We start from the raw sequence: 17,279 nt of genomic DNA on the forward strand, positions 1-17,279 counted from the left end.
GATCCAGGGTCGAACGCTGTCGATGAAGGCAGACGGGAGGTCGTGGACATGCAGCGAAGACCAGAGCTGATCCCACTCGCGGTGCTGACCGGACTGCTCGCCGTCGTGGGTGTCCTGATCGGTGTCGCGCCGTTCCTCGACTTCAGCGCACCGTCCATCCAGAACGTTCACCGCTTCGAGGTGCTCGACACGCAGTTCGCGTTCGACGTCAACGCCGCCGAGACCCTGTTGCAGGGCCTCGAGGAGCCCGCGCGGCAGGCCTACCGGAGCTTCGAGCTGCTCGACTTCCTGTTCATGGGCCTGTACACGGTCGTGCTGGCCATGGCGATCCGCGCGCTGACCGAGCCTCCGAACGTTCTCCAGAAGGTTCGGAAACTGGCGCTGCTGCCGGTGATCACCGGTGCCTCGGACGCGGTGGAGGACATCGCGATCCTGATCGCGCTCGGTTCCCCGGACCCGTCCCGTGCCGCACTGCTCGTCGCGCACTGTGCCGGAATCTTCAAGTACGTGTTCCTCGCCATCGCGGTCGGCGCGCTGGTGGTCCTGGCAGGCATCCGACTGTGGAGGAGCGAGCCGGTGAAGTACCAAGAAGGAGAAAGCGTCGAGCAGACCTACTTCTCGCTCCGGCTGACGTTGACGCTGATCGTCGTGATGCTCCTGGTCGCGCTGGCGATCCAGGGCGTGCGGGAGTGGTGCGCGATGCACTCCATCAGCGCCTTCTACTACTCGCCGCTGCAGCCGATGTTCGTGGGCGTGCTCGTGGCGATCGGCATCTGCCTCATCGTCTACCAGGGCACCACCTACCTGGAGAACCTCCTGCTCGACATCGCCGGCTTCATGGCGTTCATCGTCGCCTTCGTCCCCACGGCGGACCCCAAGTCCGTCTGCACGGGCAAGGGGTACGTCGGGCTCGGCGTCGAACAGTCATTCCTGGTGTGGAGGAACGTCCTGCCGTTGCTCCTGGTCGCGTTCATGGCCACGTTCATCGCGTTCGGCGTTCGCCTCAAGAAGGACAAGTCCGCACCTCACCCCCGCCTGGAGGTGCGGCGCATAGGTGCGGGCCTGGGCGCGCAGCTCGTCGTCCTCGCCGCCCTGCTGTTCCTCAACGGCCAGTTCGTGCAGAGGGCGCACGGGATCGCGGCGACCACGTTGTTCGTCTGCATCATCGCCGTCGTGGTGATCAACCACATCGGCCGCAAGGACGACTCGTCAGTGACGGAGCGGAAGAACGTCTACGGCTGGGTGGCGGCCGTCATGGCAGGCACCTTGATCGTCTGCGTGGCCGCTCACCTCATCTTCAAGCTCCCCCACCTGATCCTCATCATCGAGACCTTGCTGATCACGGAGTTCGCGGTGTACTGGGCGATCCAGACCAAAGACCTGCGCGGCCGCACCGTCCGCTCCGAGAACTCCGGGGAGGAGGACTAGGCCGGACCCGCGACCAGGTCCGCGAGGTCGTCGAACCGCACCACCAGCACCGCACCCACCGTCCCGACGACCACCGCCAGCGACACAGCGGCAGGCCCGGCCTCGACATCCGCGACCCCCGCGGAGATCAGGCCCAGCACGGCGACCCCGAACAGCGAGGCGTTGCGCACGACGTGCCAGCGCGTCAACGTGGTGCGGGTGCGCCCGAAGCACCGGCACACCGCGCCGGATCCTCTGGCCACCGCTCGCCACACCGCCGCGGTCAGCACGCCGAACAGGCCGACGGCCAGCACCAGGCCGGCCACGGCGAACCAGCGTCCGGCGAGCACGGACCCGAGCAGCACCAGGGCGATCCCGAACTCCGCCACGACCGTCGCGACGGCGAAGAAGGACGTCCAGCGCGCCGGGATCCCGAACGCGGGCACCGTCGCGACGAAGTCCGCGTAGTCCGTCTTGCCGCGCACCTTGCTCAGGGCGGAGACCAGCAGCACAAGTCCACAAAGGGCAGACGCGACAACGCTCAGCACCATCGAAGTCACCTCCGGCCGATCGGGCGGAGCACCACGCCGATCAGCGCGTCCGCGGGGAGATAGCCCAGCCGGCGGGAGTCGTTGCTGCGAGCCGGGTTGTCCCCGAGCACCAGCAGGCTGTCCACGGGCACGCGCGGGCCGGGCACGGGGATCCGCGGCGGTACGGGATCTCCCGGCACCGCCACCGCGCGCTTCACCATGCGGCCGCCCGTGGGATCGTCCGGCGCGGCGCCGTCGACCCGCACCACCACGACCTGGCCCGCGCGGACGCGATTCAGCCGGGCGCGGCGGACGAGCAGCCGGTCGCCGGACACGTAGGTCGGTTCCATGCTCACGCCGTGGACCGTCACCACCAGCAAACGGTTGCGCAGCACTAGGATCCAGGCCGCCAGCGCGACGATCACGATCGCCGTCAGCACCCATGTCATCTGGTCACCACCTCGTCGTAGCCCGAAGCTTGCAGACGGAAAAGCCGCGCGTAGTCGCCGTCCAGCGACAGGAGTTCGTCGTGCGTGCCGAGCTCCGCGACCTGGCCACCCGTGAGCACCGCGATCACACCCGCGTCGCGGACCGCGCCGAGGCGGTGCGAGATCAGCACGCTCGTCGCCTCGCCGCGGTGCCGGCGCAGGCTGTTGTGCACTTCGTGCTCGGCCTGTGCGTCCAGGCCGGAGCTCGGCTCGTCCAGGATCATCAGGTCCCTGCGGTCGCGCAGGAACGCCCGGGCCAGCGCAAGTCGCTGCCACTGGCCGCCGGAGAGCAGCACCCCGGTTTCCGGGTCCTCGCGGTCGGCCTCGTCGAAGAACATGCGGGACAGCAACGTGTCGTAGCCGCGGGGCAGCGCCGTCACCACGTCGTGGGCGCCCGCGCGTTGCGCTGCCGCCACCACGCGGGCGCGATCGTCCATTGAGGACACGTCGCCCAGGCCGATGTTCTCGGCGGCGCTGAGGTCGTAGCGCATGTAGTCCTGGAACACCGCGCCGACGCGGGCGCGCAGGTCCTCGGGCGCGAACGACCGCAGGTCGACGCCGTCCCACAGGATCGCGCCGCGGCAGGGGTCGTAGAAGCGGCACAGCAGCTTGACGATCGTCGACTTTCCCGCGCCGTTCAAGCCGACCAGGGCGAGTGAACGGCCGTGCGGGATGGTCAGGTTCACGCCGCACAACACCCACGGCTGGTCCTCGGCGTAGCGGAACCACACGTCGCGCAGCTCGATTCCCCGGCGCAGCGGCGGAACCGCCGAAGGAGCAACGGCGAGAGGCAGGTCCGGTGGTTGTGACTCGATCTCCTGGTAGTGGTGGAACAACAACACCGAGTGGTGCGCGGAGGCGAGGTTGTGCACCAGGCCCTGCGACGCGCCCTGCACCCCGGCGACGGCGGCCACGAACATCGCGACGTCACCGATCGACAGCGATCCCTTGGCGGCGAGCCACACCGACCAGACCAGCCCGGCAGCCGACACCAGCGCGGTCAGACCGGCGAGCAGGCCGCGGACGCGCGCGTCGCGGCGGTCCTGGCCCTCCACGACGGCGTGCGCGGCGGTCAGCTCCACGAGCATGCGGCGACGGAACAGGTCGCCGAGGCCGAGCAGCCGCAGCTCCTTCGCCGCGTCGAGGCTCGACAGCAGTTCCGCGTAGAACACCTCGCGCCGCTCGGCCGGGGTGATCGACCACAGCACCTCGGCCCTGGCCCGGCTGAGCCGCAGGTGAGCGATCAACGCCGGGACGGCCGCGAGCAGCACGACCACGGCCATGCCCACGTCGAGCAGGAGCAACGTCGCCAGGAACCCGCCCGTCGTCACCGCTGCCTGCACCGCGCCCAGCCCGTCGTCGACGAGCTGGCCGGGGCCGCTGCGGCCGGTCTGCTGCGCCAGCTGGAGCTTGTCGCGGAACCGCGGGTCCTCCATCCGCGCCAGGCCGGTGAGGCGGCCCATGGCCTGGTAGAGGCGGTCCATCGTCAGCACCGCGACGGCACGGTCCAGCCGTTGTTTGAGGTACTCCGACGCCACCGGGAGCAGGCCGCTGACCAGGCCCGTCACCGCCAGTGCGACCGCCCACGGCACCAGCGTCGCCCAGCCGCCACCAGCCGCCAGGCCGTCCAGCAGGATCTTGGTGCACCACGCCGCCGCGAGCGGCACCACACCGGCGAGCAGGCAGAGCACTGCGTACAGAGGTGTGCCCGCCGGCGCGGCCGCCCGAGTCAGGCGGAAAGCGCTGACCAGGAGCGACAGCACCCGGCGGGCGCCGAGATCGGTGGTCACCGGGACGCGGGAACCGGCAGCGCGGACATCTCCCAGCCGCTCGCCACCACCGTGGAGTCGCCGTCGACCAGGCACACCGCCGGGTAGCCGGTGGTGCCGAACGCGGTGTGCAGCGGGCCGCCCATCTCCTCGACGACGACCTCGGCCACCTCCCCGAGGCGCACGACCATGTCGGCGACCTCGTCGGGATCTCCGGCCGCGATCGCGATCACCTTGCCGCGGTGGCCGGTCGCGTACTCGATGAACTGGGGCACGCGTTCCTTGCACGGCTCGCAGTTCGGCGAGAAGAAGCCGACCAGCGCGCCCGAAACGTCCACAGGGTCCGCAGCGTCCACATCGGACAGTGAGATCGCGGAACCGGCCGGCGCCATGATGTCCGGTTCGGTCGCCGCCTGCTTCTCCCGCAGGTCGCGCAGCGCCTCGTTCTGCGCGCGCAACCGCCGGATGATGCCGAAGCTCAGCAGCAGGTCCAGCACGCACAGGATTCCGACGACCACGACCGCGGCGGTCAGCACTGACATGGCAAGTCTCCGAAGCTAGAGGGGAACGGGAGCCGTGAGTGGCGGACGCGCCCGCCACTCACGGCGTCAGATCACGAGCCGCAGATCCGGAAGGCCGTGCAGGGGCCACAGGTGACCCGGCAAGCGCCGTTGTACGAACAGCGCTGGCGGAAGTCACTGCGCTCACGGCAGTAGCAGTGCTTGTAGAACGGGTCCGGCGGGCAGGCCGCGCCCACGTCGACCTTGGCCACGAACACGCCGAGCAGCTTGTCGCTGAGCAGTTCCAACGTCTTGCGCATGTGTCGCGCTCCCTCACTTCCTCCACGCCGGGTGGCGTCGATGGCGCCAACGTAGAAACGGCAGGTACACGGAGAGAGCCAGCGCGCGTACACGGCCGCGTGTAGGCCGTGTCGGCGGTGTGTCAGCGGCCACAGCCAGGATCGGCGGCGTGTCAGTCGAGTTCAGGGTTCTCGGGAGGATCGAGGTGCGCGCCCGCGGCACGAATGTCGCGCTGGGCTCGCTCAAACAACGCCTCCTGCTCGCCACGTTGCTGCTCAACCCCGGCCGGACGGTGCCGATCCGCAGGCTGGTCCGCGCGCTGTGGGCCGACGAACCGCCGATGTCCGCAGTGGCGAACCTGCGCACCTACGTCAACCGCCTGCGCCAGGTGCTGCCCGGCGGTGGGCAGCGCATCGTCGGACGGCAGGCGGGCTACGAGCTCACGTTGCGGCCGGGCGAACTGGACCTGCACCTGTTCACCGAACGCGCCGACGCGGGCCGGGCGGCGTTGTCCCGCGGTGATCACGCCACCGCCGCACGGCACCTCGGCGAGGCGCTCTCCACGTGCCGGGGCGCGGTGCTGGAGGACCTGGCCGGCTGCGCCGCGCTGGCCGCGTCCATCGCGCCGGTCGAGGAGCTGCGGCTGGCGGTGTCCGAGGACCACTTCGACGCCCGGCTGGGACTCGGTGAGCACCACGAGCTGATCGCTCCACTGCGTGAGTTCGTCTCCGATCACCCGTTGCGGGAACGGCCGCGGGCGCACCTGGTGACCGCGCTGTACCGCGCGGGCGACCTGGCAGGAGCCCTCGCCGTCTACACCGACTACCGCAGGGTGATCGCCGACCGGCTCGGCCTGGAGCCCTCACCGAAGCTCGTCGAACTGCACCAGGCCGTGCTGGACCGAGACCCGAAGCTGACCGCGGCCGTCGCCGTGCGCGTCTCCTCGGTGCCCGCGCCCAGAGAGCTCCCGGCGCCCTGCCGGTCGTTCTCCGGCCGCGGATCCGAGGTGGCGCGGCTGCAGGCCCTGCTCGCCAGGGACGCGCCCGCCGTGGCCGTGGTGCACGGACCGTGCGGCGTCGGCAAGAGCGCGCTGGCCTTGGAGGCCGCACATCGCGCCGCCCCGGTGTTCCCCGACGGCCAGCTCTACGTCGACCTCCGTCAGGCGACGCGCGTCCCGCACCGGCTGCTGCGGCACCTCGGCGTCTCCGAGGTGCCGCACGCGGTGGACGAGGCGGCCGCGCTGCTGCGGTCCCGGCTGGCGGACCGCGCGGTGCTCATGGTGCTCGACGGAGCAACCGACCCCGCGCCGTTGCGCGACCTGTTGCCCGCGACCGGCCCGTGCGCGGTGCTGATCACCAGCCGGGCGCCGCTGCTGCTGGACGGCGCGGAACACCTCCGGCTCGGCCCGCTGTCCGACGCGGACGGCCTCGAACTGCTGACCCGGCTGGCACCGAGAGCGGAGTCCGAACCCGCCGCCGCGGGCCAGATCGTCCAGTGCTGCCACGGGATTCCGCTCGCGCTGCACATCGCCGGCACGATCCTCGCGCACCGCCCGGCGCGCCCGCTGTCGTGGCTCGCCCGCCGGCTCGCACCGCGGCAGCGCAGGCTGGACGAGCTGAGTTTCGGCGGCGAGTCGGTGCGCGCGGCGTGCGCCACCGCCGTCAGCGCCGTCACCGACCCGCTGACGGCCGCGGCGTTCCGGCTCCTCGGCGGGCACGAGCTGTGCGACGTCACCGCCGCGGCGACCCTGCTGGGCGCGGACGTGCTGGAGACCGAGGCGGCGCTGGACCGGCTGGTCGACCTCGGTCTCGCGGAGTGGGGCGACGGCGACACCTACCGGTTGCCGGGACTGATGCGCCTGTTCGCCGCCGACCAGAACCCGGTCGCGCACGCCGTGGTGTTCCGGTAACCCGCTGGTGAGGCCACCCGGCCACCGATGGCCGGTCGGGTGGCCTGGCTCCCGGACCTGGCGCGACGCCATGATCAGGTCACCGCAACCGAGGGGGACTTCCATGACGAGCCGATTCCGCACCGCGCGACAACGCGGAGCCTGCCTGATCGCCGCCCTGACCGCCGCGACGACGTTGTCGAGCCCGCAGGCGAAAGCCGCCGAGTCGCCGCCCCAGTTCACCGACGGGTTCGGTCTGGTGGTGACGAGCCAGCCGAGGTGGGTCGACGACAACCACCGCACGTTCGTCTTCAGCGTCTCCACGAACCAGGTGCCCACGCCGACGCTGCTGCCCGGCCAGGAACCCGGCAGGCACGCCATCGTCGTCACGCTGCCAGAGGACTACGACACCGCGGCCCGCTACCCGGTGCAGTACTACCTGCACGGCCACCCCGACCGTCCCGACGCGCAGTGGGGTCAGCGCGTCGTCGAGAACGCGACCAGGGGCGTGCCGCTGATCACCGTGCAGCCCAACGGCAGCGGGCGCGGCTGGTACTCGAACTGGGTCAATCCCGGGGCGGCCGGGCCGCAGAACTGGGAGACGTTCCACCTGGAGCAGGTGATCCCGTTCGTCGACGCGAACCTGGGCACCATCGCGACCAGGGCCGGTCGCGCGATCGTCGGGCACTCGATGGGCGGCTTCGGGGCGCTGCACTACGCCGAGCACCGACCAGACCTGTTCAGCTACGCCGGCAGCTTCTCCGGCGGCCTCGACCTGCGCAACTCCGAGGTGCGCGCGGCGGTGGTGGCCAGTGAGGTCAACCCCGGTTCCGGCAGTCCGACCGTGGGCGTCGACGCGATCTTCGGACCGCCGGTCTGGCCGTTCGACGGCGTCTGGAACGCGCAGAGCCCCGCCCACCACGTCGGGTCGCTGCGAGGCATGGGCGTCGCCCTGTACACCGGCAACGGTGGCGACCTGACCGTCAACCCGATCCAGGCGGTGCTCGAGCACCGGGCCAGGGAGACGAACCTGGTGACCGCCGCGAACCTCACCGCCGCGGGCATCCCGTTCCACTTCTCCGACTACGGCGACGGCAGCGGGTGGGCGCCGGGCTGCACCGGCAAGCACGCCGACGAACCCTGCGTGCAGGCGGACATGAACCACTTCGTCGGGCTGATAACGCAACGGCTGCAGCACGCCTGACGTGCGACGTTCGGCGTGAGCCGAACGGGGCATTTCTGGAACGGCGCGTCCCGAACCCGTCCTGACCTCCTCTAGTGCGTTTGACGGGCCCCTGCACCCGCGCGACTCGCGTGGGCATCGCCCGCTAGGGAGTTTTGGAGGAATCGTGTTCCTGGGTTCACGAGCACGCCTGCGCACCGCGGTCATCGCCGCGGCCGTGGGCGCCGGTGTGCTGACGGCGGCCACCCCCGCCGCAGCGGCACCTGCCGCAGGTACGCGCGCATATCTGGTCATCACCGCGCCCGGCGACACCGCCGCGGCGAAGACGGCGGTGGGCAGCAACGCCGGAACGGTGTTCAGCAGCTACGACGCGATCGGCGTCATCGTCGCCCACTCGGGTGCCGCTGACTTCGCGAGCAAGATGCGCACCGTCTCCGGCGTGCAGAAGGTCGGCGCCACCCGCACGTCGGACGTCCCGGCGGCCGCGGCCAACCCGGCGATCCCGGACGCGAAGCCACAGACGACGCCGCCCGCCACGTCAGAGCCGTTGCAGACGGACATGACCCAGATCGGCGCCGACAGGGCGTGGGCGGTCAACCCCGGCTCGCCGAACGTGACCGTCGGCGTGCTCGACACCGGGGTCGACGACCTGCACGACGACCTCAAGGCGAACTTCGACGCGGCCAACTCCGCCTCCTGCGCCTACGGCAAGCTCGACACGCGCGCCGGCTCGTGGCGGGACGTCGACACCCACGGCACGCACGTCGCGGGCACGGTCGCGGCAGCCAAGAACGGGCGTGGCGCGATCGGCGTGGCGCCGGGGGTGAAGATCGCCTCTGTGCGCATCGCGGAGCCGGTGACCACCTTGTTCTTCCCGGAGAACACCATCTGCGCGATGGTCTTCGCCGGTGACCGCGGGTTCGAGGTGACCAACAACAGCTACTACACCGACCCGTGGCTGTTCAACTGCCCGGACAACGCCGACCAGGACGCCATCCTGGAGGGCGTGAAGCGGGCCGTGGCCTACGCCGAGGGCAAGGGCGTGCTGAACGTCGCCGCGGCGGGCAACGAGAACTACAACCTCGCGAACAAGACCCGGGACACCAAGAGCCCCAACGACTCCACGGCAGTGCAGCGCAACATCACCAACGCGTGCCTGAGCGTGCCGACCGAGGTCGCCGGCGTCGTCACCGTCGCGTCGATCACCTCGGCGAACGGCAAGTCGGCGTTCTCCAACTACGGCACCGACAAGGTCCACATCGCCGCGCCCGGCAACCAGGTCTACTCGACCGTCCCCGGCGGCGGGTACGGCAGGAAGGACGGCACGTCGATGGCCTCCCCGCACGTCGCGGGTGTGGCGGCGCTGCTCAAGTCGGTCAACCCGACCGCCACCCCGGCCCAGCTGCGTCAGCTGCTCGCCACCCAGGCGGACGACCTGAACTGCACCGACAGCCGGTGCAGCGGCACCACGGCCAAGAACAACTTCTTCGGCGAGGGCCGCGTCGACGCGTTCGCCGCAGTCGACACCGGCACCCCTCCCGGCCCCTCGTTCGAGAACACCGCCGACGTCGCCATCCCGGACGCCGGCGCGGCCGTGACCAGCCCGATCACGGTCTCCGGCGTCACCGGCAACGCCCCGGCGACGTTGAAGGTCGACGTCAACATCGTGCACACCTACCGCGGTGACCTGGTCATCGACCTGATCGCCCCGGACGGCACGGCGTACCGGCTCAAGGCCTCCAGCGGCGACTCCGCCGACAACATCGTGACGACCTACACGGTCAACGCGTCCAGCGAGGTCGCGAACGGCGTCTGGAACCTCAAGGTCCAGGACGTCGCACGGGTGGACACCGGTTACATCAACTCCTGGAAGCTGACCTTCTAGAAGTGACACCTGATCGGCCGCCCGGATCGGGCGGCCGATCAGGCATACAGTGCGGAAGTGCTCGATACCCGCCAGCTAGAGGTGTTCGCGACCGTGGCCAGGACCGGGTCGTTCAGCGCCGCCGCGCGGGAGTTGCACTGCACCCAGCCTGCGATCAGCCAGCAGATGCGGGCACTGGAACGGCAGGTCGGCGGCCCGTTGTTCGTGCGCACCGGCCGCGGGTTGCACCTCACCGAGGCCGGCCGCATCCTCGCCGAACGCGGCACGGCGTTGCTGGACGAGCTGGCGGCGACCCATCAGCAGATCAGCGCGATCGCGACGCACGACATCGGCACCATCCGGATCTGCGCCTTCCCCAGCGCGACGGTCTCGCTCGTGCCGGCGGCGGCCGCGATCCTGGCCGGGGAACGCCCCCACCTGCGGCTCGAGCTCGTCGAGGAAGAACCGCCCGACTCGTTCGGCCTGCTCCGGCGCGGTGCCGCCGACCTGCTGATCAGCTTCAGCTACGAGGGTGAGCCGCAGGACGAGGCCGCCGTCGCCGGAATGCTGCACGTGCCGCTGTTGCGCGAGCCGATGGCGTTGCTCGTGCCCGTCGGCCACCGGCTGGCCGGCCGCGAGCGCGTGTCGCTGGCCGAGACCGAGAACGAACGCTGGATCGCGGGCTGTCCGCGCTGCCGGCACGCCCTCGACCAGGCCTGCGCCGAGGCCGGCTTCACGCCCGACATCACCTGTTCCACCGACGACAACCTGGCCATCCAGAGCCTGGTCAGCGCCGGGCTGGGCGTCGCGCTCGTGCCGCGGCTGGTGCTGTCGTTCCTGCGGCACCCCGGCCTGACCACGGTCGACGTGGAAGCGTGCGCGCACCGGCAGACCGCGCTGTACACGTGGCCGGACCTGATCCGGCTGCCGATCGTGCGCGCCACGGTGGACGCCCTGATCACCGCGGCCCAGCGGAACGTATAACCGCCGCTTATGCCCCACCAAGCAATGGCCATCTTCTGCACATAGCTGAGCCCGGTCATGGTTGCGGGTATGGGCAGCATCAGGACGACCGCGCACGCGACCGACTCACCGGTGCCCGGCCTGACGCTGGTCGGCGGCGGTGTCGTCGTCGCGATGATCGTCGCCTGGCTGGTGCCCTCGGTCAGCGCGCTGACGGCGGCGGTCCTGCTCGGGGCCGTGGTGGCCAACGTCGTCACGCTCCCGTCGTCGCTCACCCCCGGGATCAAGCTCGCCGGACGCCGTCTGCTGCGGATCGGCATCGTGCTGCTCGGGCTGAAGCTGGTTTTCCGGGACGTGCTGGCACTCGGCTACGAGGTGCTGGTGCTCGCGATGGTCGCCGTGGTGGTGACGTTCGTCGTGACCCGCTGGCTCGGGCGGAAGCTGGGGGTCGGTGAAGGCCTGTCGCTGCTGATCGCCACCGGGTTCTCGATCTGCGGCGCGTCCGCCGTCGCCGCGATGAACGGCGTGCGCGAGCAGGACGAGGAGGACGTCGCCAGGGCGCTCGGGCTCGTCACGCTCTTCGGCACCGTCGCGATGTTCAGCCTGCCGGCGCTGTACCCGTTCACCGGCCTGTCCCCCGCCGCCTACGGCGTGTGGGCGGGCGGCAGCGTGCACGAGGTGGCCCAGGTGGTCGCCGCCGCCGGACCGGTCACCGGCGCGCTCGCCATCGCGGTCGCGGTGAAGCTGACCAGGGTCGTGCTGCTGGCCCCGATGCTCGCCGCGGTGAGCATCGCCGAACGCCGCAGGTTCCCGTCCGCAGGCAAGCGCCCGCCGATCGTGCCGTTGTTCGTCGTCGGCTTCCTGGTCGCGGCGGCCGTGCGCGCCACCGATCTCCTCCCGGACGTCGTGCTGTCGGCCGCGACGTTCGTGGACAACCTGCTGCTGGCCGCCGGCATGTTCGCGCTCGGCACGGCCGTGCGCCTGCGTTCTCTCATCCGTTCCGGTCTGCCCGCGCTGACGCTGGGTCTGCTCTCCACCGTCCTGATCGCCGCGGTCGCGCTGACCGGAGCCTTGTTGATCATGTGATCCCCGTCGTGAGCGAAGGAGTGACCGATGCCTCGTCTGCTCTCACCGACCGCCGCCCTCCTGGTCGGCGCCATCCGCACCGCGGTGACCGCCGGCGGTGACGACCACGCCGTCGCCGCCCGCGTGACCAAAGCCCTGACCAGGCATCTCTCCGATCCGCGGCTGCTGGACGCCGAACACCGCGAGCCCGACCCGAACGCCTACCGCCAGCACGTTCTGCACGTGGAGCCCGACGGCAGCTTCTCGGTCGTTGCCCTCGTGTGGCTGCCGGGCCAGGAAACGTGCATCCACGACCACGTGTCGTGGTGCGTGGTGGGCACGTACGTCGGCGAAGAAGAAGAGACCACCTACCGGCTTGTGGGCGACCGTCTGGTCCAGTTGCGCACCAACCGGACGCCTCAGGGCGTGGCCTCATACCTGGTGCCGCCGGGAGACATCCACAAGGTGTGCAACAGCTCGAACTCGGCCGCGATCTCGATCCACGTCTACGGCGCCGACATCGGCCTGCTCGGCAGCAGCATCCGGCGCCGTTACGACCTTCCGGTCGCGTCTTAGACAACAGTTCGGAGCCATTGGGACGAACATCGGTTCAGGTTGCTAACCAACCTCCGGTGCTCCAGCGATAGCAGTGACGTGGAACCCGATCTGTGGTCGACGGCCGCCCAGGCTCTCGGCGAGCACGAACGCGACCAGGTGCTGGCGCGGCTGGGCGGCATGGTCGTGCAGCCGGGACAGACCCAGCGCCTCGCTCGCGGCGAGCGCGACGTGGTGTTCCTGTTGCCGGACCGGCTCGTGCTCGTGCGGCCCGACCCGTTCTGGACGGGGTCCTACGAGCGCAAACAGGTCGTTCGCATCCTGATCGCCGCAGGTCACGCCCAGTTCGACGTGACGGGCAGCGACAGCTTCGAGTTCTGGGTCGACAACGACCTCACGCCGGTCGAGCCGTTCATCGAACAGGCGGAGGCGTGGCTCGCGCCGCGCAGGACCTCGTCGAGCGGCGCCATCATCGCGGGTGGCCTCGCGATCATCGTCGCGCTGCTCTTCATCCTCGGCCCGGTGGACCTGATGCCGGAGGACAACCGGCTCACCGTGCGTTCGACCTGCAGCGACTTCCTGCGGGTCGGCCTGGACGAACAGGCCGAGCTGCTGAGACGGCTGTTCGGACAGGTCGGCAGACCGGACGAAGCGAACAAACCGGCCACGCTCGACGCGTCGCGCCGGCACTGCGGCGAACACGGCAACGCCACGCTGGACTCACTCGTCACCGGGAAATGATCCCCCGCTCGATCGCCCCGGTCGCGAACGCGATCAGCGCAGCGGGCTTGACCCGGTTGGTCCGCGCGCCCTGCAGCAGCAGGTCGTCCGCCAGCCCGATCAGCGAGTCCCACACCCAGTGCGGCAGCGCCGGGTCGTCGATCAGCACCTGCCCGGAGGCCTCCGCGGTCTCGTGCAACGCCCTGGCTAGTGCCTTGATCGTCTTGCGGTAGTCCTGCGCGGACCCGGCGACCTCCTTGCCGCGGCGGCCACCGGAGAGCACCTTCGCCTCCCACTGCGCGGCCGACCGCCCGAACCGCCGCCACAGGTCCGTCACCTGGGGCTCGATCTCGCGCAGCACACCCGCGATCCCGAGGCCACGGTCAACCTGCGCGAGCGTGCGCTGCAACTCGTCCAGCCGGCGTTCCATCAGCGCCGCGAACACGTCCTCCTTGCCGGCGAAGTACTGGTACACGGTGCCGGAACTGACGCCGGCCCCCACCGCGATCGCGCGCATGGTCAGACCCGCGTAGCCGTGCTGTTCGAGGATCAGCTCGGCGGAGGACAGGATGTCGCGCCGCCTGCCTTCCGCGTCACCCCACGCCGTGTTCTTGGCATTCGCCTGCTCGGTGCTCACCCGTCAAGCCTACTTTGAACAACGTTCAGAACGCATATTGAACGTTGTTCGGTTTGGTCCTACAGTCGGTGCCATGGCGGAGACCGACGGCGAGTTGGCAAGACGCTTGGCCATCGAGACGGGCCGGTTGCTGGTCAGGGTGCGACCGGGTGACGGCGACCTGACCGCGCAGATCTTCCTTGCCGCGCAACTGAAACAGCACCGGCCGGACGACGCGGTGCTGTCCGAGGAGGCCCCCGACGACCCCAGCAGGCTCACCGCGGACCGGGTGTGGATCATCGACCCGCTGGACGGCAGCCGGGAGTACGCGGAGCCCGGCCGCACCGACTGGGCCGTGCACGTGGCGCTGTGGGAGCGAGGAGACCTCGTCGCCGGAGCGGTCGCGGTGCCCGCGCAGAGCCACGCCCCGCGGGCACGACGCGACCGCCGGATCAGGATCGTGGTCAGCCGCACCCGCCCGCCCGCGTTCGCGCAACGGGTGGCAGAAGCGCTCGACGCCGTGCTGGTGCCCATGGGCAGCGCGGGCGCGAAGACGATGGCCGTGGTGCGCGGCGAGGCCGACGCCTACCTGCACGCGGGCGGCATGTACGAGTGGGACTCGGCCGCACCGGTCTTCGTGGCCCGCGCGGCCGGGTTGCACGCCTCCCGCGCCGACGGACGGCCGCTGGTCTACAACCAGCCCGATCCGTGGCTGCCCGACCTGCTGATCTGCCGCCCGGAGCTCGCGGGGGTGCTCGCATGAACCACCTGGACCACCTCGACCAGCTGGAAGCAGACAGCATCGACATCTTCCGCGAGGCCGTCGCGGAGTCCGATCGTCCGGTGCTGCTGTACTCGATCGGCAAGGACAGCTCGGTGCTGCTCCACCTGGCGCGCAAGGCTTTCTACCCGTCGAAACCGCCGTTCCCGTTGCTGCACGTCGACACCACGTGGAAGTTCCGCGAGATGATCGAGTTCCGCGACCGGACCGCCGCCGAACTGGGCCTCGACCTGATCGTGCACCGCAACCCGGACTGCGTCGCGCTGGGCATCAACCCGTTCGACCACGGCTCCGCGCGGCACACCGACCTGTGGAAGACCCAGGGACTGCGGCAGGCGCTCGACGAGCACCGATTCGACCTCGCGTTCGGTGGCGCGCGCCGGGACGAGGAAGCCTCTCGTGCCAAGGAAAGGGTCTTCTCGTTCCGCACCGCGCAGCACCAGTGGGATCCGAAGAACCAGCGCCCCGAGTTGTGGCGGCTCTACAACACGCGGGTCGCGCCCGGCGAGAGCATCCGGGTGTTCCCCCTGTCGAACTGGACCGAGCTGGACGTGTGGCGTTACGTCGAGCGTGAGCGGATTCCGGTGGTGCCGCTGTACTTCGCGGCCCCGCGGCCGGTGGTCGACCGCGACGGCATGCTGATCATGGTCGACGACGACCGGATGCCGTTGCACGAACCACCGCGCACCGAGCTGGTCCGGTTCCGCACGTTGGGCTGTTATCCGCTGACCGGTGCCGTGCGCAGTGAGGCCAGGACGGTGCCGGAGATCGTCGAGGAGATGCGGGCCGCGACCACGTCCGAGCGGCAGGGCCGGCTGATCGACCACGACCAGAGCGGGTCGATGGAGCGCAAGAAGCGGGAGGGGTACTTCTGATGGAGCTTCTGCGGTTCATCACCTGCGGCAGCGTCGACGACGGCAAGAGCACGCTGATCGGCCGGCTGCTGTACGAGTCGAAACTGCTCTACGCGGACCACCTCGCCGCACTCGAAGCGGACTCCAGGCGGGTCGGCACCCGCGGCGGCGAGCTGGACTTCGCGCTGCTGGTGGACGGGCTGGCGGCGGAACGCGAGCAGGGCATCACGATCGACGTCGCCTATCGTTATTTCGCGACGGAAGCGCGGCGGTTCATCGTCGCGGACACCCCCGGCCACGAGCAGTACACGCGCAACATGGTCACCGGCGCGTCCACCGCAGAGGCCGCGGTGATCCTGCTCGACGCCGGGAAAGGCGTGCTCAGCCAGACCCGGCGGCATGCCCGCATCGCCTCACTGCTCGGCATTCGGCACATCGCGCTGGCCGTGAACAAGCTCGATCTCCTCGGCTATTCGCAGGAGGTGTTCGACGATGTCCGTGCCGAGTTCGCGGAGTTCGCGGCGGAGCTGGACTTCGCCGGGATCACCTGCGTGCCGATGTCCGCGACCGAGGGCGTCAACGTGGTCGGGCGCAGCGAGCTGACTCCGTGGTACGACGGGCCGACCCTGTTGCAGTGGCTGGAGACGGTGGAGGTCGCGGCTCAGCGGCACGGCCCGTCCCGGTTCCTCGTGCAGTGGGTGAATCGGCCGGACGCGACGTTCCGCGGCTTCTCCGGCCGGGTGCTGCGCGGGACGTTGCGCCAGGGTGACGAGGTGTGCGCCGGGGGCCGAACCTCCACTGTGGACCGGATCGTGACCATGGGCGGCGACCTGGCCGAGGCGCCGACCGGGTCGTCGGTCACCGTGGTGCTGGCGGACGACGTGGACGCGAGCCGCGGCGACGTGCTGGCCGCCGCTGCCGAACCGCCGGGAGTCGCGGACTCCTTCCAGGCGCATCTGGTCTGGCTGAACGAGACAGGACTGCTGCCCGGCCGGCAGTACCTGGCCAAGATCGGCGCCCGCACCGTCGGGTTCACCGCCACGAAGGCGTTGCAGCTCAACGAGATCGGCGTCGACAAGGTGCACTTCGACGCACCCGTGCCGTTCGAGGGCTACCGGACGAACCGCGATCTCGGCTCGTTCGTGGTGCTCGACCGGCTGACCAACGCCACGGTCGGCGCCGGGATGATCGACTTCGCGCTCGCGTCGTCCAACCTGCGGTGGCAGGCCGTGACGGTCGACAAGCAGGCCAGGATCGCGCGCAACGGGCATCGGCCGTGCGTGGTGTGGCTGACCGGGTTGTCCGGCGCCGGCAAGTCGACCATCGCGGACCTGGTCGAGAAGGCGCTGCACGCGGACGGCCGGCACACGTTCCTGCTGGACGGCGACAACGTCCGGCACGGGCTGAACTCCGACCTCGGCTTCACCGACGCCGACCGGGTCGAGAACATCCGGCGCATCGCCGAGGTCGCCGCGCTGATGGTCGACGCGGGCCTGATCGTGCTCGTCTCGTTCATCTCACCGTTCCGGGCCGAGCGGGCACTGGCCCGCGACCTGGTCGGTGAGAACGAGTTCTGCGAGGTCTTCGTGGACACGCCGTTGGAGGTCGCGGAGCAGCGTGACCCCAAAGGCCTGTACCGCAAGGCCAGGCGAGGTGAGCTGGCGAACTTCACCGGCATCGACTCGCCCTACGAGACACCGGAGAACCCCGAGGTCAGGCTCGACACCACGGCGCTGAGCCCGGAGGCCGCCGCCGAGGTCGTGGTGGCGAGACTTCGCACGCTCGGCGTCTGTTGA

Annotated in this window: 17 protein-coding genes; 11 read left to right on the forward strand and 6 right to left on the reverse strand. The window is 70.3% G+C overall.

What is annotated here, in order from left to right:
• Positions 1–48 precede the first annotated feature (48 nt).
• Positions 49–1,428, forward strand: coding sequence for a hypothetical protein (locus SK803_RS16990; RefSeq protein WP_319966977.1), 1,380 nt, complete (start codon positions 49–51; stop codon positions 1,426–1,428).
• Here SK803_RS16990 and SK803_RS16995 read toward each other — a convergent pair.
• From SK803_RS16995 to SK803_RS17015, 5 genes are all read right to left on the reverse strand, one after another.
• Positions 1,425–1,958, reverse strand: coding sequence for a MauE/DoxX family redox-associated membrane protein (locus SK803_RS16995; RefSeq protein ID WP_319966978.1), 534 nt, complete (start codon positions 1,956–1,958; stop codon positions 1,425–1,427). The two genes, SK803_RS16990 and SK803_RS16995, sit on opposite strands and share 4 nt — an antisense overlap.
• 5 nt (positions 1,959–1,963) lie before the next feature.
• The gene (locus tag SK803_RS17000) at positions 1,964–2,386 is read right to left on the reverse strand and encodes a S26 family signal peptidase (RefSeq protein ID WP_319966979.1); all 423 of its coding nucleotides are present in this window, start codon (positions 2,384–2,386) and stop codon (positions 1,964–1,966) included.
• Positions 2,383–4,215, reverse strand: a complete 1,833-nt coding sequence (locus SK803_RS17005; protein WP_319966980.1) for an ABC transporter ATP-binding protein — start codon at positions 4,213–4,215, stop codon at positions 2,383–2,385. The genes SK803_RS17000 and SK803_RS17005 overlap by 4 nt, the downstream gene beginning before the upstream one ends.
• A complete protein-coding gene (locus SK803_RS17010) occupies positions 4,212–4,736 on the reverse strand; it encodes a TlpA family protein disulfide reductase (protein ID WP_319966981.1) in 525 nt (174 codons plus the stop codon). The genes SK803_RS17005 and SK803_RS17010 overlap by 4 nt, the downstream gene beginning before the upstream one ends.
• A 71-nt stretch (positions 4,737–4,807) precedes the next feature.
• On the reverse strand, positions 4,808–5,014 hold the full coding sequence (locus tag SK803_RS17015) for a hypothetical protein (RefSeq protein WP_319966982.1): 207 nt from the start codon (positions 5,012–5,014) through the stop codon (positions 4,808–4,810).
• A 149-nt stretch (positions 5,015–5,163) separates the two neighbouring features.
• On the opposite strand from SK803_RS17015, the gene SK803_RS17020 reads away from it, so the two are divergent.
• From SK803_RS17020 to SK803_RS17050, 7 genes are all read left to right on the forward strand, one after another.
• Positions 5,164–6,903 carry an AfsR/SARP family transcriptional regulator gene (locus SK803_RS17020; RefSeq protein WP_319966983.1) on the forward strand — a complete coding sequence of 580 codons (1,740 nt, stop codon included), beginning with the start codon at positions 5,164–5,166 and terminating at the stop codon, positions 6,901–6,903.
• Between the two features lie 103 nt (positions 6,904–7,006).
• Positions 7,007–8,086, forward strand: a complete 1,080-nt coding sequence (locus SK803_RS17025) for an alpha/beta hydrolase (protein WP_319966984.1) — start codon at positions 7,007–7,009, stop codon at positions 8,084–8,086.
• A 145-nt stretch (positions 8,087–8,231) separates the two neighbouring features.
• Positions 8,232–9,950, forward strand: a complete 1,719-nt coding sequence (locus tag SK803_RS17030; protein ID WP_319966985.1) for a S8 family peptidase — start codon at positions 8,232–8,234, stop codon at positions 9,948–9,950.
• Between the two features lie 57 nt (positions 9,951–10,007).
• Positions 10,008–10,913: a LysR family transcriptional regulator gene (locus SK803_RS17035; protein ID WP_319966986.1), complete on the forward strand. Its 906-nt coding sequence runs from the start codon at positions 10,008–10,010 to the stop codon at positions 10,911–10,913.
• Positions 10,914–10,982: 69 nt separating this feature from the next.
• On the forward strand, positions 10,983–11,978 hold the full coding sequence (locus SK803_RS17040) for a YeiH family protein (protein ID WP_319966987.1): 996 nt from the start codon (positions 10,983–10,985) through the stop codon (positions 11,976–11,978).
• A gap of 27 nt (positions 11,979–12,005) precedes the next feature.
• The gene (locus SK803_RS17045) at positions 12,006–12,533 is read left to right on the forward strand and encodes a cysteine dioxygenase family protein (protein ID WP_319966988.1); all 528 of its coding nucleotides are present in this window, start codon (positions 12,006–12,008) and stop codon (positions 12,531–12,533) included.
• A gap of 78 nt (positions 12,534–12,611) precedes the next feature.
• On the forward strand, positions 12,612–13,253 hold the full coding sequence (locus tag SK803_RS17050; protein ID WP_319966989.1) for a hypothetical protein: 642 nt from the start codon (positions 12,612–12,614) through the stop codon (positions 13,251–13,253).
• Here the strand turns inward: SK803_RS17050 and SK803_RS17055 are convergent.
• A complete protein-coding gene (locus tag SK803_RS17055; RefSeq protein ID WP_319966990.1) occupies positions 13,240–13,869 on the reverse strand; it encodes a TetR/AcrR family transcriptional regulator in 630 nt (209 codons plus the stop codon). The genes SK803_RS17050 and SK803_RS17055 overlap by 14 nt on opposite strands.
• 73 nt (positions 13,870–13,942) lie before the next feature.
• On the opposite strand from SK803_RS17055, the gene SK803_RS17060 reads away from it, so the two are divergent.
• From SK803_RS17060 to cysC, 3 genes are read left to right on the forward strand one after another with little or no spacing between them, the layout of a single operon-like run.
• Positions 13,943–14,611: a 3'(2'),5'-bisphosphate nucleotidase CysQ gene (locus tag SK803_RS17060; RefSeq protein WP_319966991.1), complete on the forward strand. Its 669-nt coding sequence runs from the start codon at positions 13,943–13,945 to the stop codon at positions 14,609–14,611.
• Complete coding sequence (cysD, locus tag SK803_RS17065) at positions 14,608–15,504, forward strand: sulfate adenylyltransferase subunit CysD (RefSeq protein ID WP_319966992.1); 897 nt, start codon at positions 14,608–14,610, stop codon at positions 15,502–15,504. The genes SK803_RS17060 and cysD overlap by 4 nt, the downstream gene beginning before the upstream one ends.
• Entirely contained in the window at positions 15,504–17,279 is a 1,776-nt protein-coding gene (cysC, locus tag SK803_RS17070) for an adenylyl-sulfate kinase (RefSeq protein WP_319966993.1), read from the forward strand. The genes cysD and cysC overlap by 1 nt, the downstream gene beginning before the upstream one ends.

Source organism: Lentzea miocenica, from assembly GCF_033949945.1.
Classification (GTDB): domain Bacteria; phylum Actinomycetota; class Actinomycetes; order Mycobacteriales; family Pseudonocardiaceae; genus Lentzea; species Lentzea miocenica.

Coding starts and splice junctions, on each gene's coding strand:
- SK803_RS16990 (WP_319966977.1), top strand. CDS start 49: ATGCAGCGAAGACCAGAGCTGATCCCACTCGCGGTGCTGACCGGACTG.
- SK803_RS16995 (WP_319966978.1), bottom strand. CDS start 1,958: ATGGTGCTGAGCGTTGTCGCGTCTGCCCTTTGTGGACTTGTGCTGCTG.
- SK803_RS17000 (WP_319966979.1), bottom strand. CDS start 2,386: ATGACATGGGTGCTGACGGCGATCGTGATCGTCGCGCTGGCGGCCTGG.
- SK803_RS17010 (WP_319966981.1), bottom strand. CDS start 4,736: ATGTCAGTGCTGACCGCCGCGGTCGTGGTCGTCGGAATCCTGTGCGTG.
- SK803_RS17015 (WP_319966982.1), bottom strand. CDS start 5,014: ATGCGCAAGACGTTGGAACTGCTCAGCGACAAGCTGCTCGGCGTGTTC.
- SK803_RS17025 (WP_319966984.1), top strand. CDS start 7,007: ATGACGAGCCGATTCCGCACCGCGCGACAACGCGGAGCCTGCCTGATC.
- SK803_RS17040 (WP_319966987.1), top strand. CDS start 10,983: ATGGGCAGCATCAGGACGACCGCGCACGCGACCGACTCACCGGTGCCC.
- SK803_RS17045 (WP_319966988.1), top strand. CDS start 12,006: ATGCCTCGTCTGCTCTCACCGACCGCCGCCCTCCTGGTCGGCGCCATC.
- SK803_RS17060 (WP_319966991.1), top strand. CDS start 13,943: ATGGCGGAGACCGACGGCGAGTTGGCAAGACGCTTGGCCATCGAGACG.
- cysD (WP_319966992.1), top strand. CDS start 14,608: ATGAACCACCTGGACCACCTCGACCAGCTGGAAGCAGACAGCATCGAC.
- cysC (WP_319966993.1), top strand. CDS start 15,504: ATGGAGCTTCTGCGGTTCATCACCTGCGGCAGCGTCGACGACGGCAAG.